This is a genomic window from Paraburkholderia sp. BCC1885, from assembly GCF_900996235.1.
Classification (GTDB): Bacteria; Pseudomonadota; Gammaproteobacteria; order Burkholderiales; family Burkholderiaceae; genus Paraburkholderia.
In genome coordinates this window covers 342,517-364,189 of record NZ_CAAJGM010000219.1, presented here as the reverse complement: position 1 = coordinate 364,189, position 21,673 = coordinate 342,517, and the positions used below count along the sequence as shown (strand labels likewise).

The following is a 21,673-nucleotide window of genomic DNA, read 5'->3' as shown; positions in this document are numbered from 1 at the left end:
CCTTGCTACGTTTGAATGACACCGATCCGGTCTCGAATTCCGCCCGGTCGGCCTCGCCCATTGCCTGCACGATGGTCTGCCTGAGTTGTGACTCGACCTGTTCACGAGTCTCGATGTCGGCACGCGCGGCGACGAGATCGGAGAACAGGGACGACAGCTTCCGGTCGTCCGTGAAATCGGCCGTACCGCCTGTACCCGGATACAGGCAGCGTAACGCGCGGTCTGCAGAATCCGAACCGTCAGCAGGTGGCGGCGTATCTGTCTCGACGTACCGCCAGAACGCTGCCTCCAATTCGATCAAACGGGCGATTAATACATCGTCACGCTCGAAGCGGTGAACATCGAGCTTCTGGCCACACAGCAGCACAGCCACGTCGGCAGCCTGCTTGCCTGTTACCGCGAGCTGGTGCTGTACCTGGACCTGCACATACTCCGGCACGCCATCCCGCCAGAGTCTCGAACCGGATTCACCGGCCGTCTTGCACTCCAAAAGCTGTACATTACGGCAACCAACGACTTCCCTATCCACGTTTGCCAACATGAACGGAATCGTCGGATGCTGAAGGACGGCATTGACCCGGCGAACGCGATTGCCGGTCTGCTTCGTATACGACGCTGCAACGATGGGTTCGAGCAGCGTCCCCCAGTACACAGGCTCCGCCGTATCGTTCGGATCGATCTTCGGCAAATTGGCATCTCTGCCGGTCTTGATAAGCCAGAGTTCAAGAGCGCTCTGATACGGATTGAGTCCGACCGCAGCAGCGGCATCGGAGCCGCCGATCCCGCCTTTCCTAACCTCCAGCCAGTCATCGCGGGACAGGTCCCTGGTTTCCACGAGGCGCAGTGCCGGACGCTTCCTGTCACGTCCAGCCGTTTCGGGTTGAGACATGAATAAACCTCCAGAAAAGAAAATGCCCGGTGGGGAAAACCCCGGCCGGGCGTCTATGCTGCAAGCGTGAATCCATCACGCGACGAGCTTCATGGCTTCGTCCCATGCGCGCTGCTTGATGGTGGCGCCTGCGCCGAACCACGCGGCATCGCGCCGGTGATCGTCGCTGCGTGCGCGGCGGTGATGGTCGGTGTATTCGGTGACCGCATTGAGCAGTCCCCATGCGGTGCCTGACGCTGAGACCAGGTCCGCACCCTTGCCGCGTCCGGCATAGAGCTGGTCGACAGCCTTGATGGCACGTTCGTTGACGGTGATGGCATCGCGATCGGACGTGTTGGTCGGGGAGTAGGTGAGCACGCGCCGCAGAAACTTCTCCGCGATCCCGTCGGACACCTTGCGCTCCGATAACGCCTTCATCCGCGCCATGAAACCGTCCCACGACGAGATCGCGATACCGAGCTGACGCTTCACAGCCTGCGCGTCGAACTGGGAGCGGTGCGGCACCTTGACGGCCCCTACCGAGTCGCCCAGCGCGATCTGCAGCGTGTTGTTGCAGACGACCCGCACCGACGTAAATTGTGCGGTCGTCGCGAGCGTGCCGTCGCATGCGGTGGCGAGCAACAGGTAGCCGTTGACCGTGTCCTTGCCCTTGAGTGCGACGGACTGACCCGTGCGTGCCAAGGCCCACAACTTTTTGCCGTCCTTGAGGACACCCGCAGTCTCAAGCTCAAAGCCGCCAACCTCGGTCAGATCCTTGTAGAAATTCAGGATGTCCATTGGCTGAACGACTTGATAGCGCGATGACACGACCGACAACGGTTCCTTCGTATCCGAGCGATACAGCACGCGCTGTTCTGGGAACGCATGAATCGATCCGAGATTGTTGGAACCACCGGCGACGAATCGAACCTCGGCGGATTCGATTGTCCAGTTCATCCCGGCCTCGCGCGCCCAGACGTCGATCGGCTGGCGCGGAGAGAGTTGATTGCCTAGTCCATGCCACGGTTGTTGTTCACCGACATAGGCGATTGATTGAACGAGATGCATGAATTGCTCCTTGTAAACGGCATAAAGCCCGGCGCGTGGCCGAGCAGATGCTAGAAAAATGAAAGGGGTACTGCCGAATGGGGAAAACTACGGATCAGGTAGATGCTTTGTGGCGGCTGAACGCATGCTGGCATGCGTGACAGCGGAAGTTGTCGAGCACCTTGTCGTCGATCACCTCTCCGAATACGGAGCCGGTCGCGCAGCCTGCCGTGCCGCCAATGAGGCCGGCGATCACTGCACCCGCGATGGCACCGCACACGGCACCGGCAGGTCCGGCCAGCACGCCAACCGCTGCGCCGGCTTCAGCACCGGACAAGGCGAACGCGATACCGCTGGCCGTGCCGGCGATTGCGCCAACGGCTCCGCCTGCCTTGCGTGCGCGATTGCGGGCATCGACGCGATTGGACTGGCACTTCGGGCACGGCGGGATCAAGCTTGGTTGGGCGCCGGCTCGGGCGTGGTTCTGCTGCGCAGGCGGCGGGATGAAATCTTGCTCGAACGGTTCGTCATCGTCGTGCCGGTGCAGGTGCATCTCGTCCGGATCATGCGGCCCGTGAGGGCGGAAGGGTTGAGAATCATGCATGGGCAGTCGCCCCCCGCCGTATCCTGTCGACATATTGACGCAGGCCGATCGACGTGAGTACACCGGCGCCGAAGACGAGTCCGAACGCGAGCAGAAATTCAAAAGGGGAAGGGTAGGTGGGCATCACGGCTCCCGGAGAGGTTCGTCTGCACAGGACTGTGCGGGCGGAGCGGCAGGATGCTGCCGTGCTCGGGGAGGTCATATGTGGTTGAAATATTCTTCAATCCACGAATGCTCGTAGAGGCATGCGTCCTGCGGAAGTGGCACGTCCCATTGGATATCACAAGTCCCTCTTCTTCGATCGCAGTAAATTTCCGCTTTCCGTTCCTCGACTTGAGGTACAATTTACGGAAAATCAAAACGGAGTTGCCGTGTCCAAGTTCAAGCTTGCCCATTCCAACGCCTTCGCCCCGCGCGCCAAGACTGTCACCGAGGCTGCGCTTGTTGAAGCACGGCTGCTGGAGCTATCACGAGACTTGGCCATAAAGCTCCTGTACAACGCTGTTTTGAGCGGGCTTGGTGCCCGAAACGAAACTACTCGCGCCTCTGCTGTCACCGCAGCGGGTGTGCAGCAATGGTTGAAGACAGTAGAAGAACTTCGCACCCAACTGAGCGAAAAGCAGTGGCGCATTCACAACGAAAAGAACTGCCCCTTCATCAGTTCGCCAGATCACTCTGTTTCCATTGTGGTGATGACGGGCAACAACGAAACGGGCAAGCAGGGATTTGAAGATCCCACCAATCAAGCAGAAAAAGGCGTGGTCGTCGAAGGTTTTGTCCAATCCAATCGCCAATTGGAGCTGTTCAACCAAGACTCGTTCAAGTTGGCGAAGGCAAAGCAAAAGGAAACCCAAGTCTGGGCCTTTCTCTACCACTACGACAAAGCATTGAATGAAGTTCGGTACGAACTCTCCTACCCGACAGGGTTCGGCAAGAAGAAGATCATCGAATGGGGAGAGCGCCTGATCTTAGGTAGCATCCCCAACAATCCCACGGATTTCACTGTTCGCAAGGACTCCCCCAATGCTCCGGCAACGGTGGACGTCGAGCCAAAGACAGGCACTTTTTGATCAGTCATCATGTCAGAAATCAACCCTTCGCAAATTACATTTGCCCGGGTTAGACGGCGCCTCACAAAAGCGCAATTGGCCAAGGAACTGGACGTCACCAGCCGTAGCATCCAAAACTACGAGACCGGGACCTCTGCGCCTGACTCGGAAACCCTGGCAAAAATGGCAAAACTGCTGAACTTCCCTCAGCAGTTTTTTTGCATTGAAGAAAAGATGCCTACCATCGGAGAGCACGCGGCAAGTTTTCGCTCACTCTCCAAGATGACAGAAGGCATGAAAAACTGTGCCCTCAGCGCAGGTGCCATTGCCGTCAACATCAACGACTGGATTGAAAACAGGTTTAACCTGCCGCAAGCCGATCTGCCTGACCTTAGCGACCTCTCTCCCGACGAGGCCGCCGCCACGTTGCGCAGAATGTGGGGCTTGGGCAATGCCCCCATTCCCAACATGATTCATCTGCTGGAGTCCAAAGGCATTCGCGTCTTCTCTTTGGCGGAAGAAGCCCGTGAGGTAGATGCTTTCTGCACGTGGTATGGGAACAAGCCCTTCGTCTTCCTCAACACGATGAAGTCGGCCGAACGCAGCCGCTTTGACGCAGCCCATGAGCTAGGCCATTTGGTACGCGATGTCTACAGCATGCAGCACGGCGAGGCCCAAGGCATAGAGATGGAACGGCAGGCAGATGCATTTGCCGCTGCCTTCCTTATGCCAAAGGAAAGCGTGGTTGCCAACAAGCCGCCAGCATTCACCATCAAGTATCTGATGAAGCTTAAACACTACTGGGGCGTATCACTGGCCGCATTGGCTTACCGTTACAACACGTTAGGCCAACTAACCGAGTGGACGTATCGTAATCTGTGCATTGAAATTGCCAAAAACGGTTATCGTACAAACGAACCAGAGCCGATGGAGCGTGAAAGCTCCCAGTTGCTAACCAAAGTGTTGGACTTTCTGCAGAGCCACAAGGTGGGGCGAGGTGAAATCGCCAAGAATCTGTGCATTAGCGTGGATGAGATCAATGCCCTGACCTTCAAGCTGACTCGGCTGTCAGTGGTTTCGGGCGATGCACCCACCGAGATTATCTCAAGGCGGGCGCCTAAACTCCGGTTGGTATAAGTGCCCCATCGTCCAAGGCTGGACTGTTCGCCCGACCACAACAGTCTGCGCTGCCAACTTTGGCTGAAAGATCTCTTGGCGCTGTACGGCGTCAAGAACGCTGCTTTGGCGCCGGATTATCGCGCGCCTGACAAGAACAAGGGAGAGCAATAACGTGGCCTACGATCCAAAACGCGCGCTGGAACTTCTCCGTATCGGCTCGGGGCGTGCTAACGCAGCTTTCCGTGATGGCCAAGAAGAGGCCATTCGCCACATCGTCGAAGGCAAAGGCCGCTTGTTGGTCGTGCAGAAGACCGGGTGGGGCAAGAGCTTCGTGTACTTCATCGCGACCAAGTTACTGCGGGAAGCTGGTGCCGGCCCTGCGTTGTTGATTTCGCCGCTGCTGGCCCTGATGCGAAATCAGATCGCTGCGGCAAAGCGCATGGGGGTTCGAGCTGCCACAATCAACTCCGACAACGTGGACGACTGGACGGTAATCGAAAGCAAGCTGGCCAAGGGGGAAATCGACATTCTGTTGATCTCGCCGGAGCGACTGGCAAACGAGCGCTTTCGCACGCAGGTGCTGGCAGAGATAGCCGCGCAGATTTCCCTACTGGTCATCGACGAAGCGCACTGCATTTCCGATTGGGGGCACGACTTCCGCCCTCATTACAGACTGCTGGAACGCATTGTCAAGACGCTACCGCCCAATCTTCGACTCCTTGCCACCACGGCGACGGCGAACAACAGGGTGATGGAAGACCTCGCGGAGGTACTCGGACCCAAGCTTGATGTGTTTCGGGGCGATCTCAACCGCACCTCACTTTCTTTGCAGACCATCCGCCTACCCAGCCAAGCCGAGCGCCTTGCGTGGCTGGCGGAGAAACTTGCCACAATGCAAGGCCACGGCATCATCTACACGCTTACGGTGCGTGACGCCAATCAAGTGGCTGAATGGCTGAAGACCCAAGGTTTTGACATAGAGGCCTACACCGGTGAAACCGGTGATCGTCGAGAGCAACTGGAACAGGCACTGCTCAATAACGAGGTCAAGGCGTTGGTTGCCACGACGGCCTTAGGCATGGGCTACGACAAGCCGGATCTGGCGTTTGTCATTCACTACCAGATGCCGGGTTCGGTGGTCGCCTACTACCAGCAGGTTGGCCGCGCGGGACGTGCGCTGGACTCCGCCTACGGCGTACTCCTCAGCGGCCAAGAAGAGTCGGACATTACTGAATGGTTCATCCGAAGTGCTTTCCCAACCCGACAGGAAGTCGCCGATGTCCTGGGGGCGCTTGAAGATGCGCCCAACGGATTGTCCGTCCCTGATTTGCTGAGTCGAGTTAACCTGAGTAAGGGGCGTGTCGACAAGACGATCGCGCTGCTCTCCCTCGAAGCGCCGGCGCCCATCGCCAAGCAGAGTAGCAAGTGGCAGCTTACGGCGGCAACGCTGAGCGAAGGCTTTTGGGATCGAGCAGAACGCCTCACTGCGCTACGGCGAGACGAACACCAGCAGATGCGGGACTACGTAGATCTGCCGTTTGGTAAGCACATGGGCTTTCTGATCGACGCGCTCGACGGCGATCCTAGTGTTGTAACGGAGCCTGCCTTGCCGGCGCTACCCACCACCGTGGATGCCGAGCTGGTCAAAGCGGCCATAGCATTTCTTCGCAGAACCAGCTTGCCCATCGAGCCGCGCAAGAAATGGCCAATTGGAGGTATGCCTCAGTTCGGCATACCCAGCAATACAAACATTGATTTTCAAGCGCAGCCCGGTAGAGCGCTATGCGTCTGGGGAGATGCCGGTTGGGGCGGCCTGGTTCGACAAGGCAAATACCACGATGGCCATTTTTCTGACGACCTTGTTGCTGCATGTGTGAAGATGATTCAGGAGTGGAGTCCGCAGCCGGGCCCAACCTGGGTGACCTGCGTTCCTTCTCTCCGGCATCCCAACTTGGTGCCCAATTTCGCGCAACGCTTGGCTGCTGCGCTGGGTCTGCCGTTTCATATGGTCATCACGAAAACAGACGCCAGGCCCGAACAGAAAACGATGGCAAACAGTACACAACAGGCGCGCAACATTGATGGCTCGCTCGCGCTTAATGGTCAGCCCATTCCACCGGGCCCGGTACTCCTGGTTGATGACATGGTCGACTCGCGCTGGACGCTGACGGTGTCGGCGTGGCTTCTTCGCATGAACGGTAGTGGCGCAGTTTGGCCGATGGCCCTGTCACAGACGGGGCAAGACGAATGACGCCAGTCTTGTCACCCAACACCCAGGCAATCCTGCTGCTGACGGCGCCGCTCATTGCTGGACGTGGCTCTTCATCGCCTGATCTGCTTTCGCCCGGCGAATACAAACGCCTTGCCCGTCATTTGCGCGAGATCCAGCGTCAGCCAGCCGATCTTGTCTCGCCGGACGCGGCTGACGTCCTGCGTGCGTGCGAGCCGCTGATTGAGGAGAGCCGGTTGCGGAGATTGCTAGGGCGCGGGTTCCTGCTGAGCCAAGTCATCGAGCGATGGCAAGCGCGTGCCATATGGGTGGTCAGCCGGGCGGATGCCGATTACCCCCGGCGCCTGAAGGTGCGACTACGCGAAGACGCACCTGCCGTTATTTATGGCTGTGGCGACATGAGTCTGCTGGATTCTGGTGGACTTGCCGTAGTCGGGTCGCGTCACGTGGACGACTCCCTCATCGACTACGCGATGGTAGTTGGCCGGCTCGCCGCTCGGGCAGGGAGAACGCTTGTCTCAGGCGGCGCCAAAGGTATCGATCAGGCCGCCATGCGTGGCGCCTTGGAGACGGGTGGTAATGTCTGTGGCGTTCTGGCGGACAGTCTGGAAAAGACCACCATGAACCGCGAGCACCGCAACCTGCTGCTCGATAACCAACTGGTGCTGATTTCGCCCTATGACCCGAGCGCTGGGTTCAACGTCGGCAATGCCATGCAGCGGAACAAGCTGATTTACGCATTGGCGGACACCTCACTCGTGGTGAGTTCCGACCTCAACAAGGGTGGTACTTGGGCCGGCGCCGTCGAGCAGCTCGACAAACTCAAGTTCGTCCCCGTCTTCGTTCGAACGACCGGCGAATCTTCCGCCGGACTGGATGGTTTGCGAAAGAAAGGTGCGCTTCCCTGGCCGAACCCGCAAGACGTGGATTCGTTCGAGGCCGTCTTCAACATGGCGATGCCGACGCCGACGGCCTCCCCACAGGTTGGCTTTTCTCTGTTTTCGAACGACGGGCCATCGCCAGCCGACGCCATGCCCACGTCGCCCTTGCCACTCGACACCGTTCCAGTGCCCCAGATCGGCAGCGAGCAATCGGCACCTGTCGGCGTTGTTTCAGATGCGCAACCACCAGTTGCGGCATCTGAAGAGCGGCCGTCAGTCAGACCGGAGGCCGTAGCACCGATAGGCGAGGCCAAGGAATCTCCGCAGCAGGAATCGACCCCGGCCGAAGTGCTCTTCGCAGCAGTACGCACAGTGATTCAGCGGCTCTTGAGTGCGCCGATGAAAGACGCCGAAGTGGCCGCCGCGCTGGACGTGTCAAACGCGCAGGCCAAGGCATGGTTGCAGCGCCTAGTCGATGAAGATGCAGTGGAAAAGCAGAAGAAGCCAGCGGGCTACGTCGTCAAGCAAAAACGGCTGTTCAAGTAACCGATGAAGGCCAAACAAGAACACAAGCCGCAGTGCGACGGCATCGATTTAGAAGGACCATGCGTTTGAGCGACCAACAAATCACCCTGAGCCAAGTCGAAGGCCATCTCTGGGAATCCGCCAATATCCTGCGCGGCCCCGTGGATGCGGCTGACTTCAAGACCTACATCTTCCCGCTGCTGTTCTTCAAGCGCCTCTGCGACGTCTGGGACGAGGAATACCAGGAGATCGTCGACGAGACCGGCGATGAGCAACTGGCCTGGTTTCCCGAGTCGCACCGTTTCCAGATCCCGGAAGACTGCCACTGGAACGACGTCCGCACCAAGACGAGCAATGTCGGTGCCGCGCTGCAGCGTGCGATGCGCGAGATCGAAAAGGCCAACCCGGAAACGCTGTATGGCGTGTTCGGCGACGCGCAGTGGTCGAACAAGGAGCGTCTCTCGGATGCCCTGCTCAAGGACCTGATCGAGCATTTCTCCAAACTGCCGTTTGGCAACAACAATGTCAATTCGGACCTGCTCGGCGACGCCTACGAATATCTGATCAAGAAGTTCGCCGATGCCACAAACAAGAAAGCCGGCGAATTCTACACTCCGCGCAGTGTGGTGCGGATGATGATCGACATGCTCGACCCGAAGGAAGCCGAGACCATCTACGACCCGGCCTGCGGTACCGGCGGCATGTTGCTGGCTGCCGTGCAGCACGTCAAAGAGATGCACGGCGACGTCAAGCGTCTGTGGGGCAAGCTGTATGGGCAGGAAAAGAACCTCACCACCTCATCCATCGCGCGGATGAACCTGTTCCTCCACGGCATCGAGGACTTTCAGGTGGTGCGCGGCGACACGCTGCGCAACCCGGCGTTTTTCGAAGGCGACCGGCTGGCCAGCTTCGACTGCGTGATCGCCAATCCGCCGTTCTCGCTGGAAAAGTGGGGCGAGGACTTGTGGCTGAACGATCCCTTCGGCCGCAACTTTGCCGGTCTGCCGCCCTCATCGAGCGGTGACTTCGCCTGGGTACAACACATGGTCAAGTCCATGGCTGACGTGACCGGCCGGATGGCTGTGGTGCTGCCCCAAGGCGCACTGTTCCGCAAGGGTGTGGAGGGCAGCATTCGCCAGAAACTGCTGGAGATGGATCTGATTGAGGCCGTGATCGGGCTCGCGCCCAATTTATTCTACGGCACCGGTCTCGCCGCGTGCATCCTGGTCCTGCGCAAGCGTAAGCCAGCCAAGCACAAGAAGAAGGTCCTGATCGCTGATGCGTCACGCCTGTTCCGACGAGGCCGCGCGCAAAACTATCTGGAGCCCGAGCACACCGCCGACGTTCTCGGCTGGTATCGCGGCTACACCGATGTGCAGGACGCAGTCCGGTTGGTCAGCCTGGACGAGATCAAAGCCGAAGACTGGACGCTGAACATCTCGCGCTACGTCCTGCCGCCATTGCAAGAAGACATCCCGCCACTGCCTGACGCCATTGCGGCGTTCAAGGATGCGCTTAGCCGCTGCGGTGAAGCCGAAGAGCGGCTTGCGCAGGTCATGACCGAAGGGGGATGGCTGCAATGAGCCACCCAAGCAAACGCATCAGCCAGCAAGAGTTGGAAAGCTATCTGTGGGGCGCCGCCGTGCTGCTGCGCGGCCTCATTGACGCGGGTGACTACAAACAGTTCATCTTCCCGCTGCTGTTCTACAAGCGCGTGTCGGATGTGTGGGAAGAGGAATACCAGGCGGCGCTGGCCAACTCCAATGGCGACCTCTCCTATGCCCAGTTCGCAGAGAACCACCGCTTCCAGATTCCCCAAGGCGCGCATTGGAACGATGTGCGCCAGGCGCCCAAGAACGTCGGCGTGGCCATCCAGAAGGCCATGCGCGCCATCGAAACCTCAAACCCGGATCTGCTCGATGGAATCTTCGGCGACGCGCCGTGGACCAACCGCGAGCGTCTGCCGGACGAAACGCTGAAAAACCTCATCGAGCACTTCTCCACCCAGACGCTGTCGGTGGCCAATGTGCCCGAGGACGAGCTCGGCAACGCCTACGAATACCTGATCAAGAAGTTCGCGGACGACTCCGGCCATACGGCCGCCGAGTTTTACACCAACCGCACCGTCGTCCACCTGATGACGCAACTGCTCAGCCCCCGGGCTAGCGAGTCAATCTACGACCCCACCTGCGGCACCGGCGGCATGCTGATCTCGGCGCTGGACGAAGTGAAGCGCTCCGGCGGCGAGTACCGCACGCTTAAGCTCTACGGGCAGGAGCGCAACCTCATCACATCAAGCATCGCCCGCATGAACCTGTTCCTGCACGGCGTGGAGGACTTCGAGATCATCCGGGGCGACACCCTGGCCGACCCCAGGCACATCGAGGGCGACCGCCTGCGCCAGTTCGACGTGATTCTTGCCAACCCCCCATACTCCATCAAGCAGTGGAACCGCGAGGCCTGGAGCAGCGACAAGTGGGGTCGCAACTCTCTCGGCACCCCGCCGCAGGGTCGCGCCGATTACGCCTTCCAGCAGCACATCCTGACCAGCCTCACGGCCAAGGGGCGTAGTGCAGTGCTCTGGCCTCACGGTGTGCTGTTCCGCAACGAAGAACAGTCCATGCGCGCCAAGATGATCGAACAGGACTGGGTGGAGGCCGTGATCGGCTTGGGCCCCAACCTGTTCTACAACTCCCCGATGGAGTCGTGCATCGTTGTCTGTAACCGCAAGAAAGCCGCAGCGCGCAAGGGCAAGGTGATCTTCATTGACGCCGTGAACGAGGTCACACGGGAACGCGCGCAGAGTTTTCTAAAACCCGAACACCAGCAGCGCATCCTGACCGCTTACAAGGCTTTCGCGGATGTGCCCGGTTTCGCCAAGGTCGCTACCTTGGTCGAAATCGGTGCCAACGCGGGTAACCTGTCTATCCCGCTGTACGTGAAGCGCATTGCAGCCGCCATCACAACTGACAGCAATGGCGACGCGGTATCGCTCCGCTCCGCGTGGGATCAATGGCAAACCGACGGCCGCACCTTCTGGCAACAGATGGATGCGCTGGTGGAAACGCTGGATGGATTGATTTCTGAGGGCAGCGAGCGTGTCTGACAAAAACAACAAAGCTCTGAAGCCCGGCTGGGGTCGGGTGAAGTTTGGCGACGTGGTGCGCCTCTCGAAAGCCCGCAGCCAAGATCCGCTGACCGATGGCTTTGATCGCTACGTTGGCCTGGAGCATCTAGAGCCACGAGATTTGCGCATTCGCAGCTGGGGCAACGTCGCTGACGGCGTGACCTTCACCAGCGTGTTTCAGCCCGGACAGGTGCTTTTCGGCAAGCGCCGCGCGTACCAGCGTAAGGTGGCCGTGGCGGATTTCTCGGGCGTGTGCTCCGGTGACATTTACGTACTGGAGACCAAGGACGCGCAGACCTTGCTGCCGGAGTTGCTGCCATTCATTTGCCAGACCGACGCCTTCTTCGATCACGCAGTGGGCACATCGGCGGGATCGTTGAGCCCGCGCACTAACTGGACGAGTTTGGCGGATTTTGAGTTCACTCTCCCGCCGATGGATGAGCAGCATCGCCTCGTCAAGCTTCTCAGCTCTATTGAAGAATGCTTGGCTTCACTCGCGGAAGCTGATGTAGTGACAACAGCACTAGAAAACTCACGTCTTGAAGACGCGCTGGCATTGGTGCCGGCTGACCGTGTCCTTGCGGTCGAAAAACTCGTGCCGCATGGCCCAAAGAACGGAGTATCTCCGAAAGCGAACGCCGACGAACGCGGATATCCAACTCTCAGCATCGGCGCCGTAAGGGACGGTCGCATTGTGGCGGGGGGCAATACCAAGTATGCCGAGATATCCGAAGCTGAAGCTGCTGCGTTTGAACTGAAGGCAAACGACGTACTTGTTGTTCGTGGAAATGGCAACAAGCTACTCACAGGAAAATGCGGCCTTGTCGATGTCGTGCCGAAGGGTTGTTTTTATCCAGACCTGCTTATTCGGCTCAAGTTTGACGAAAAGATCATCAGGCCAGAGTTTGCGGTTTTGCAGTGGAACAGCCAGAGCACACATAACCGTCTGATCTCGCGCGCTAAATCCACAAACGGAATCTGGAAGATTAACGGTGCCGACATTCGCCAACACGTTCTCAAGGTGCCGGAAGTAGAAGAACAGGATGCTTTGCTGGAAGAGATGAGAGCAATTCGGTCGGCTCGGAAAGACATAGCTACTCGCAAGGCGGCGATTCAGAACCTGAAACTGCACGCGCTTGGGTCGATTGAGAATGGGGGCGTAAATGTCATTTAACGAATCAAATACGGTCGAAGCCTACGTCCGCGATCTGCTCGCTGGCCCGATCAAGGCGACGCCAGCAAACACCGTCCAGGAATCCATTGCCAGCTATGGGCCGAGCCCCAAAGGCGTCGGCTGGCGCTACGCGGCACCTGCTGAAGTGCCACGCCAGATTCAGGAAGTGCTGGTCGAGTCGTGGCTGCGTGATGCTTTGATCCGCCTGAACCCGGAGATCGCCGCCCAGCCCGACCGCGCCGACGAAGTGCTCTACAAGCTGCGCGCCATTGTGCTAGCTGTTCGCTCGGATGGCCTGATCCGTGCCAACGAGGAGATGACCGCCTGGATGCGCGGCGAGCGCTCCATGCCCTTCGGCCAGAACAACGAGCATGTGCCGGTACGGCTGATTGACCTGGACGACCTGAAGCAGAACCAGTACATCGTGACCCAGCAGTACACCTATCGTGGCGGCCCCACTGAACGGCGTGCCGATCTGGTGTTGTTAGTCAACGGTCTGCCGCTGGTACTAGTCGAGGCCAAGACACCGGTCAAGAAATGCGTCAGTTGGGTGGATGGCGCGGTGCAGGTGCATGACGACTACGAGAAGTTCGTGCCCGAGCTGTTCGTCTGCAACGTGCTCTCGGTGGCTACCGAGGGCAAGGCCTACCACTATGGGTCCATTGGACTGCCGGTTAAGGACTGGGGGCCGTGGCACCTGGATGGCGGCGACGCACAGCACCATTCGCTGAAGTCGCTCAAGCTGTCGGCCGAGAGCATGCTGCGGCCGCATGTGGTGCTGGACATTCTGGGCAGCTTCACCCTGTTTGCCACGGACAAGAAGAAGCGCCGCATCAAGATCATCTGCCGCTACCAGCAGTATGAGGCGGCCAACAAGCTAGTCGAGCGCGTGCTGGCGGGCTATCCCAAGAAGGGCCTGATCTGGCACTTCCAGGGGTCCGGCAAGTCGCTGCTGATGGTTTTTGCCGCGCAGAAGTTGCGCATGCATTCCGGCCTGAAGAACCCGACGGTGCTGATTGTGGTGGACCGGATCGATCTCGATACGCAGATCACCGGCACCTTCACCGGGGCAGACATTCCTAATCTGGAAAAGGCTGATACGCGCGAGAAGCTTCAGCAATTGCTGGCGCAGGATGTGCGGAAGATCATCATCACGACAATTTTCAAGTTCGGCGAGGCCGCAGGCAGCCTGAACGATCGCAGCAACATCATTGCGCTCGTGGACGAAGCCCACCGCACGCAGGAAGGTGACCTGGGGCGCAAGATGCGTCAGGCGCTGCCCAATGCCTTTCTGTTCGGTTTGACAGGTACGCCCATCAACCGCGCCGACCGCAACACCTTCTACGCCTTCGGTGCCGACGAAGACCAAAAGGGTTACATGAGCCGCTACGGCTTCGAGGAGTCGATCCGCGATGGCGCCACACTGAAATTGCACTTCGAGCCGCGCCTCATCGATCTGCACATCGACAAATCCGCCCTCGATGCCGCCTACAAGGATTTGACCGGCGGCCTGTCGGACCTGGACAAGGACAACCTCGCCAAGACCGCTGCCAAGATGGCCGTGCTGGTCAAGACGCCCGAGCGCATCCGCAAGGTGTGCGAAGACATCGTCGAGCACTTCCAGACCAAGGTTGAACCCAACGGGTTCAAAGGCCAGATCGTCACCTTCGATCGTGAGTCGTGCCTGCTGTTCAAAGCGGAGCTGGACAAGCTGCTGCCACCGGAGGCCACGGACATTGTCATGTCGGTGCAGGCGTCCGACAAAAAGGAGCACCCGGAGTACGCTCCCCACGACCGTTCGCGCGATGAAGAGGAACGGCTGCTCGACCGCTTCCGCGACCCGGCTGACCCGTTGAAGCTAATCATCGTCACCGCCAAGCTGCTCACCGGCTTCGACGCGCCGATCCTGCAGGCCATGTACCTGGACAAGCCGCTGCGTGACCACACGCTGCTACAGGCGATCTGCCGGGTGAACCGGACCTACTCCGAGCAGAAGACCCACGGCCTGATCGTGGATTACTTGGGTATCTTCGATGACGTGGCGGCCGCACTGGAGTTTGACGACCAGAGCGTCAAGCAGGTGGTCAGCAACATCCAGGAGCTTAGGGACAAGCTACCCGAGGCGATGCAGAAGTGCCTCGCGTTCTTCCCCGGCATTGACCGTGATCAGCAAGGTTATGAGGGGCTGATGACTGCGCAGGAATGCCTGCCGAACAACGAGGTCCGGGACAACTTTGCTGCCGAATACAGCGTGCTCAACAAGATCTGGGAGGCACTGTCACCCGACACGGTGTTGGGCCCGTTTGAGAAGGACTACAAGTGGTTGTCGCAGGTGTACCAGTCGGTACAACCCTCCAGCGGCCACGGCAAGCTGATCTGGCATTCACTGGGCGCCAAGACCATCGAGCTGATCCATCAAAACGTGCACGTCGATGCCGTGCGCGACGATCTCGACACACTGGTGCTAGATGCGGACCTGCTGGAGGCGGTGCTCTCCAACCCCGACCCGAAAAAGGCCAAAGAGATCGAAATCAAGCTGAACCGGCGCCTGCGCAAGCACGCGGGCAACCCGAAGTTCAAACAGCTTTCCGAACGTCTGGATGCGTTGAAGGATCGTTTCGAGTCCGGGCAAATCAACAGCGTGGAGTTCCTGAAGCAGTTGCTTGAGATCGCCAACGAAACCCTGCAGGCCGAGAAGAAAGTTCCGCCCGAAGAGGACGAGGATCGCGGGAAGGCGGCCCTGACTGAGCTGTTCAACGAGGTCAAGACGGTCGAGACGCCAATCATGGTCGAACGTGTGGTCGCGGATATCGACGAGATCGTACGCTTGGTCCGCTTCCCCGGCTGGCAAGGTACGCAGGCTGGTGAGCGCGAGGTTAAGAAGGCACTGCGCAAAGCCCTCTTCAAGTACAAGCTGCACGCGGATGAAGAGCTGTTCGAGAAGGCGTACAACTACATCCGGCAGTATTACTGATGGGATCAACCTCTACCGGATCACTTCGAAGTGCTTGTCCTCGTAGCCTACACACGCAAGCAGGGCTTACCCTTCGACAACCGTGGGCAGTCGCGGTCCTATCCGAATTGCGCGATCTCACCATCCGTTCGGCCTCGCGCAACTGCGAACACTTGCGCAGAAGGCGCCGAAGAGCAGGGCAACCCAGACGGCTCGATTCACTATCTAGATCGACCATACGCCTGAGTGGGATTTAAGATGGAAATGCGACTTTTCCCCGCGCTGATTTTGTTCCTCGGCTCTTACTTTCCGTTGAGCCTGATTCTGCTGATCCAAGATGTCAAAGAGACTTCTTGGAAGGCTCCTCTGTGCAAGATCACGGAGATGTCCTCCTGCTATCTTCCCGAGCTTGCGAATCCGGAGCGGGCTCTCGGCCTGCTCGGAATTTGCACTGTGAGCCTAGTCATCTTCATGGTCCTGATGCAGAATCTATTGGGCTATTCAAGACTCGAGGTCGTTGACTCAAAGTCGATCCCGAATGATCTTATTAACTATGTATTTCCCTATGTCGTTTCCTTCATGGGACTCGATTTGGGAAGTGACGGGAAATTTTTCGGCTTTTTGCTCTTCATAGTGCTGATGTTCGTCATCACTTATCGATCGGGGCAGATTCTGATGAATCCTTTTTTGCTGGTCGCCGGCTGGCAGCTCTATGAACTCAACATCGTGACTGAGGGGCACAAGCGCTGTGTGAAGGCGCTATCGAAGGAGCCGATTAAGTCAGGCGATCACCTTGAGTCCTGCTTGGTACACGGAATCTACGTTTTGCATCGGGGAGAGAAATGACGGTAGCGCAAGATCTGCAAGCCTTTGGGGCCTTTGACGTTGCGCAGGCAACCGCGTCACTTTGGGTGTTTAAGAAGCGCCCGGCGGCGGGGCAAATGAATCCCTTTACAGCCGTTTCAGTAGTGATGAGCGGCGCCTTGAAAGATCAACTCAAAGGACTGGCTTCGAGCTACCAAACCAGTCACACCATCGCAGAAGCGTACAACTTGCTCAATCAGCCGGGCGAAGGAAGCTTCCTTGCCGTTTCGCGTGAGGAGACTCTGTTTCCTAACCTCCAAAATCTGATTGATCAGCCTTTGGAGGAGTGTTTGGTAAAGAACGTGAAGCAGCTTAATAACGCTGCTGGGTACGTTCTTCGTCTGCGCCACGGTGACGCGATGATCTATTGTGTCAAGAAGGCAAATGCAGACTGGGGAACCCGAAAGAAGAAGGGCATGATGAATATCTTCTTCACCGAGGCGGGCCTCGATATCATGGATAACCCGTCATTTAGCATTTCCCGAAGTTTTGACTTCTTCGTTGTGAGAGAAAGCGTTCTCATGAGCAGCAAACCTGCGTTTGAATCTTTGCTGAATCACAAAGATACCTACGAAGAGGCATATGCAGAACTGAAGCAAGAGCAAGGCTTTTCAGCCGCTATAGCTGATTTCGCCGTTTTTGACGCCTTCATCGGCCAAAACGCTACGCACTTGCGCCGCATGGCGGTGATCAAGGCTCGTGGCTACTATCAGAATCCTGATTACATGGCCCGTCTTCGCGAGATCAACGGACTCCGGGATTGGGGTATCCAGTTTGACACTCAGGGGCGAATCGTCGCGACCCAGGAAAAAATGCGCGACATCTTGCACGTTCTGCTCGATCATCGCCTGAGATCGGAGCTATCTGACAACCAATACGACGTGCCTTCGACCACACCTGTTGGTCAGTGAGTCAGTGTTCCCCGCACACGTCAGGGGGATCGGGCGCGCGTATGTGCATGTTCGATGTGCCCCGGACGTGGTGGATAAGTTGGGGCAGCGAGGCATAGTTGGGGGCAGTTTGGGGGGCATCTTCGGCTCCTCTATTCGGGGATGGTCACCAGTATTGCGGTCCGGAGTTCGATCCTCCGCTTTTATTGCAGCCCCGAAGAACATTATGGCAACCTTGGGGCGTAGCGTATCCGAGGTGTGCCTCTTCACCTCGGAAACATTGGCTGGAAAGGCGAACCGTGCAGTGCTTCAGGGCTGAAACTTGATCTTCGCCTGCTCGAGCATCCACACCTCAATCTTGTCATGCCACATGCGTAGCAGGTCGAGAGGGCGACGGCGGTAGTGTTTCTCAGCAATTGCGGACGGCCTATGCCCTTGGATTTGGGCGACAACGCCGACCGGAACCTCCACCCACTCCGACAGTGTGCCGAATGATCGGCGCAGGCCATGCAGCGAAAGGTGCGGCAAACCTGTCGGCACCAACGCGCGATTATGCGCATGACGCGGCTCAGCAATTTTCCCATCCGACGAGGTCTTGCTGGCGAACACCCACTCGGACGGTTCCCACTGCTCGCCCCTCTGTGCGAGACGCACGATCTGGCGTTTGTTGGGAGGGATCTCGTTCAGTCGTTGAAGGTGCAACAATAGGCTTGCTAAGTACGGAGTGAGCGGAATAGTCCGACCGCCGGTACCTTCCACTTTGTCGTTCATCGTCAGGCTCCGCCACCGGAAGTCCACGTCTTCCCACCGCAATGCGGCTAGCTCCTCCCGACGGGCTCCAGTGATCAGAAGGCCTTGTAGGTATGCGCTGATGACTGGATTCGCGATACCACGTACCGCGCTAAACCAAACGGGCAGTTGCTCGCGCTGCAGGCAGTCGTCCTTTGCGGCGCTGCGAGGGAGAATGCCCTTGACCTTTGGCGAAGCATACGCGTCTTGGGGGATGATCCCCGCGTACGTCTCGTGAGTGTCGCACCACCGGATGAACGCCTTGAACAGACCGAAGGCGTGGCCGGCATTCGTTGGTCCCCGGGGTATTTCGGCCTCAAGCCATTCGGCCATTGTCGTTGCAGTGATCTCGGTCAACCTGCGCGTCATTAGCGGTGCTAGTGGGCCGCGTACTTTTTCTCTACCGCCTCTTTTGGCGATGCCGCCGCCAAGTGACGAAAGGTTGATATGGTCGATGATGTATCGCTCCGACCGCGGCTTTTTCGTTTTCGGCGAAATCTTCGTGCGAAGATGCTCGAGGTAGTGTTCCCAAGCATCGCCGACCGTTACATCCTGGCGATGCTTGGCAGCCTGCCGAGCTTCATGCGCTGCCTTCTGCTCGGCCTGGTGCTCTCGCGGATCGATGCCGCTGTCGATAAGCGTTTGGAGGCTTCGTGCTCGCTCCTGCGCCTGATCGATCGTCCAACTCTTCGGATCGCCGATTCTGATCCGCACCGTCGAGCCATAAATCCTTCCTTGGAAGATGTAGGCCTTGGTACCTCCCGGAGTGGCACGCAAACCCAGCCCTGGCGTCTTGCTGTCCCAGAGGAACGACTGCGATTTACCCTCGCCGCAGCGATGCGCATCGACGCGAGCCGCGGTGAAATTTACCTTCGCCACCTGACCTCCTTATCTTGGCCGACAATCCCGTGTAACTGCTGTGTAACCAGATTATGCGGCAGAGAGGATATGTCGATCAATATCGACTGGGCGAGTCGTGGCTGTTTAATCGTTTAAATTCAAATATTTGCAGGATTCTATCAATGCCAATCCATCTCAAGAAACATCGACTTGTTCGTATTCGCAATGCGAAGGTCGGGAGTTCGATCCTCCTCCTCTCCACCAAGTTTTTCTTTAGAAACAATGCACTACGTCTTGCGATGTAGTGCGTTGTTTTGCATTCTGGCGCAGGTTTTTGCACACAAGGTGTGGCAAATTTGTGGCGCCACACGTGTCTTCCACGTCAAGCGTGGGACATTGGTAGAAAACGCTTCGCAACTCTACCGAGATTTGACCGACCGTAAAATGCAATCTTGCATGCATCAGCTAACCAACACCGCTGTGTGCACGAATGTGACATGGCGCAAAAGTGCTATTGTCCATGCAAGCATTACTCACGGTCGATCAACTGGCGCAATGCCCACGCAAATCGATTGCGAGCATTCGTAGCGACGCAACTCGAACCCTCAGTCCTTACCTCCCGTCTGTCGCCTGCCGGGGACGAAGCGCCTTCTATGGCGCGTCGAAGACGTCAAGAATTGGCTCGGTGCACACGTTAGCTTGCTGGTCGTGGGAGCCGAGCCTGTGGAGAAGATTGTCGCTCGGAGGCCCGGACGTCCGACGAAAGCAGATCAAATCGCGCGGCAACGCCGCGAGGGAATGTTATCGCTTAGCCGTGCAACGGTGCGGCGTCCAAGGTCACCGATCAGAGCGAGACCGATGAGAGTGGGGCCTCGGCGAGCTGCGCGCCCGCTCGCGTCCAACAAACGATGGTTTTCTGGACAACCGATGCGACGGTGCTTGGCCGACACGCGAAATCCGGACTCACTTAAGCAGGCAGTTACGCAACAAGGTCGACCTTGTGTTGGGCGCATATCCGCACTTCGTGGAGGGTGGCGCGCCGCACGATGTGCTCGCCGACCTGTGCCGGGAGACGGACGCATTGAACGTGTTCTGTGACCTCGCGCGTGGCGACACTGATGACCACGATGTCGCCATGTCTGCCACGTTTAGTCAGTCGCTCGATCATTCCGCCTCTCTGCACATTGGCAACAAGCAGATACGAAATATTCTTGTGAACTTCGGGCTAGCCCGCAACGTGGTCCGCGTGGGCTCGCGGTGGCCGAATTTCTTCGGCGATATTCTGGCGACGAACTCCGCCACGTTTCAGAATATTGATCGTTACCTAGCGGTGGAGAATGTACTTCGGTCTGCACTCATCCGCGTTCATGCGCAGCGGTTAGATATCGAAAATCTTGCGGTGTTTGACGCGGTAGTGTTTTCGCACATGTCGAAGAAGGGCATGGGGTCGGGAGGATGGCTCGGACTCGGTCCCACTCGACTCTAGAAGGCCTATCTGGGTAGGGAGACTGACGCAGATGCTCAGGCCGCAATTGCGCTGCTTGGACTTGTGCACCGAGCGTTGCGTTGGACTTGGCGGTAACGCGCATTTCCAATGCCCACACTTGCGGGTCAAACGGGGTGCCGGGTCAAGAATCCGGCGAGGAATTGCCATCGACATTGGACAAAGCTGCTTTGGTCGTGGCCTATTTCGAAATTGAAGCGGTTTGAACTTGGCGATCGTGGCTTGGCGGCACCCTGGTCGCCGGGGGCCACGCAGAAGCCGGCCAGCATGCGCCGAACATACGAACAACGGTCGCGGAAGCCCGACAGCGTTCCGGGCGGACAGGTTCCTTGCGGTAAATGTAAAAACGCGGTGTCTAAAGTTGTGAATCCAATTGCCGTTAGTATGACCCAGAGCTGCCAGCGTGAGTTGGGCTAATTTCCGAGACCTTTTGGATACGTTTGAGATTGCTATGGGCGACCTGATTACCAAAGAGAAAATCATTGAAGTGCTGCATTGGGCTTATGACAAAGCCTTGGACGGCGCTGTCGGTACCGATTCGGCGGAAGAGATGGCGGCCGAATACCTTGGCCACGAGGGGGCGCTTACGGATAAGGTCAATTCCTTGATTCGCTGGCAAAACACGAAGGCGGGGGCGGCAGGGTTCGTCACCGGGTTGGGAGGTATTGCGACCTTGCCTGTAGCAATTCCGGCAAACCTTGCCTCGGTTCTCTATTTACAGATTCGGATGATCGCGGCCATCGCTAAAATGGGCGGACACGAGCTGAGAAGCGACAAGGTACGGACCTTAGTGCTTGCCTGCCTTGCGGGCGATGCGACCATGGAGATTCTCCGGGATGTGGGGGTTCAGGTTGGTACGAAGGCTGCACAGATCGCCATCAACAAAATCAGCGGGGCCGTGATTCTGAAGATCAACCAGGCGGTGGGGTTTCGGCTTGTCACGAAGGCCGGCAGCACCGGTGTCATCAATCTGACCAAGATGGTCCCTTTTCTTGGTGGCGTAATCGGAGGGGCGTTTGACGCAACTGTCACCAATATGATTGGAAACACCGCTCGCGACATCTTTATCACTGGAAAAATCGTCGACGAAGTCGAACTGGCGTAAAGTGCCTGGCTTGCGGCGCCGACTTCTTCTCGAACGATGCATCGAGACTACCGTCCTGGCAGTTGTAGTACGCAGTGCGGACGCATCTGGTCGTCAATGGGCCG

At 58.0% G+C, this 21,673-nt stretch carries 16 protein-coding genes; 12 read left to right on the top strand and 4 right to left on the bottom strand.

What is annotated here, in order from left to right:
* The 3 genes from FQ755_RS26235 to FQ755_RS26225 all read right to left on the bottom strand — a co-directional run.
* The coding region (locus FQ755_RS26235; protein WP_144157909.1) for a YqaJ viral recombinase family protein at positions 1 to 889 on the bottom strand (889 nt) is incomplete at its 3' end.
* A 75-nt stretch (positions 890 to 964) separates the two neighbouring features.
* Positions 965 to 1,936, bottom strand: a complete 972-nt coding sequence (locus tag FQ755_RS26230) for a DUF932 domain-containing protein (RefSeq protein WP_144157908.1) — start codon at positions 1,934 to 1,936, stop codon at positions 965 to 967.
* A gap of 94 nt (positions 1,937 to 2,030) precedes the next feature.
* Positions 2,031 to 2,519, bottom strand: a complete 489-nt coding sequence (locus FQ755_RS26225) for a hypothetical protein (RefSeq protein ID WP_260858865.1) — start codon at positions 2,517 to 2,519, stop codon at positions 2,031 to 2,033.
* 371 nt (positions 2,520 to 2,890) lie between these two features.
* On the opposite strand from FQ755_RS26225, the gene FQ755_RS26220 reads away from it, so the two are divergent.
* The 10 genes from FQ755_RS26220 (at position 2,891) to FQ755_RS26170 (ending at position 17,352) form a co-directional block, all read left to right on the top strand.
* Positions 2,891 to 3,589 (top strand): hypothetical protein, encoded by a 699-nt coding sequence (locus FQ755_RS26220; RefSeq protein ID WP_144157907.1) that lies wholly within the window; start codon positions 2,891 to 2,893, stop codon positions 3,587 to 3,589.
* Positions 3,590 to 3,598: 9 nt separating this feature from the next.
* Positions 3,599 to 4,705 (top strand): ImmA/IrrE family metallo-endopeptidase, encoded by a 1,107-nt coding sequence (locus FQ755_RS26215; RefSeq protein ID WP_144157906.1) that lies wholly within the window; start codon positions 3,599 to 3,601, stop codon positions 4,703 to 4,705.
* A 154-nt stretch (positions 4,706 to 4,859) separates the two neighbouring features.
* Positions 4,860 to 6,938: a RecQ family ATP-dependent DNA helicase gene (locus tag FQ755_RS26205; RefSeq protein WP_144157905.1), complete on the top strand. Its 2,079-nt coding sequence runs from the start codon at positions 4,860 to 4,862 to the stop codon at positions 6,936 to 6,938.
* 8 nt (positions 6,939 to 6,946) lie between these two features.
* Positions 6,947 to 8,344: a DNA-processing protein DprA gene (locus FQ755_RS26200; protein ID WP_260858864.1), complete on the top strand. Its 1,398-nt coding sequence runs from the start codon at positions 6,947 to 6,949 to the stop codon at positions 8,342 to 8,344.
* 65 nt (positions 8,345 to 8,409) lie between these two features.
* Complete coding sequence (locus FQ755_RS26195; RefSeq protein ID WP_260858863.1) at positions 8,410 to 9,906, top strand: class I SAM-dependent DNA methyltransferase; 1,497 nt, start codon at positions 8,410 to 8,412, stop codon at positions 9,904 to 9,906.
* Positions 9,903 to 11,429 (top strand): class I SAM-dependent DNA methyltransferase, encoded by a 1,527-nt coding sequence (locus FQ755_RS26190; protein WP_144157902.1) that lies wholly within the window; start codon positions 9,903 to 9,905, stop codon positions 11,427 to 11,429. The genes FQ755_RS26195 and FQ755_RS26190 overlap by 4 nt, the downstream gene beginning before the upstream one ends.
* The gene (locus tag FQ755_RS26185) at positions 11,422 to 12,624 is read left to right on the top strand and encodes a restriction endonuclease subunit S (protein ID WP_144157901.1); all 1,203 of its coding nucleotides are present in this window, start codon (positions 11,422 to 11,424) and stop codon (positions 12,622 to 12,624) included. Before FQ755_RS26190 ends, FQ755_RS26185 begins: the two co-directional genes overlap by 8 nt.
* Positions 12,614 to 15,598 carry a type I restriction endonuclease subunit R gene (locus FQ755_RS26180; protein WP_144157900.1) on the top strand — a complete coding sequence of 995 codons (2,985 nt, stop codon included), beginning with the start codon at positions 12,614 to 12,616 and terminating at the stop codon, positions 15,596 to 15,598. The genes FQ755_RS26185 and FQ755_RS26180 overlap by 11 nt, the downstream gene beginning before the upstream one ends.
* A gap of 237 nt (positions 15,599 to 15,835) precedes the next feature.
* Positions 15,836 to 16,423 (top strand): hypothetical protein, encoded by a 588-nt coding sequence (locus FQ755_RS26175; protein ID WP_144157899.1) that lies wholly within the window; start codon positions 15,836 to 15,838, stop codon positions 16,421 to 16,423.
* A complete protein-coding gene (locus FQ755_RS26170) occupies positions 16,420 to 17,352 on the top strand; it encodes a Kiwa anti-phage protein KwaB-like domain-containing protein (RefSeq protein WP_144157898.1) in 933 nt (310 codons plus the stop codon). The genes FQ755_RS26175 and FQ755_RS26170 overlap by 4 nt, the downstream gene beginning before the upstream one ends.
* A gap of 288 nt (positions 17,353 to 17,640) precedes the next feature.
* On the opposite strand, the gene FQ755_RS26165 is transcribed toward FQ755_RS26170, so the two are convergent.
* Positions 17,641 to 18,999, bottom strand: coding sequence for a tyrosine-type recombinase/integrase (locus tag FQ755_RS26165; RefSeq protein WP_144157897.1), 1,359 nt, complete (start codon positions 18,997 to 18,999; stop codon positions 17,641 to 17,643).
* Positions 19,000 to 19,960: 961 nt separating this feature from the next.
* On the opposite strand from FQ755_RS26165, the gene FQ755_RS26155 reads away from it, so the two are divergent.
* Positions 19,961 to 20,446: a hypothetical protein gene (locus FQ755_RS26155; protein ID WP_186308658.1), complete on the top strand. Its 486-nt coding sequence runs from the start codon at positions 19,961 to 19,963 to the stop codon at positions 20,444 to 20,446.
* A gap of 469 nt (positions 20,447 to 20,915) precedes the next feature.
* Entirely contained in the window at positions 20,916 to 21,569 is a 654-nt protein-coding gene (locus tag FQ755_RS26150) for an EcsC family protein (RefSeq protein ID WP_144157895.1), read from the top strand.
* Positions 21,570 to 21,673: the final 104 nt, after the last annotated feature.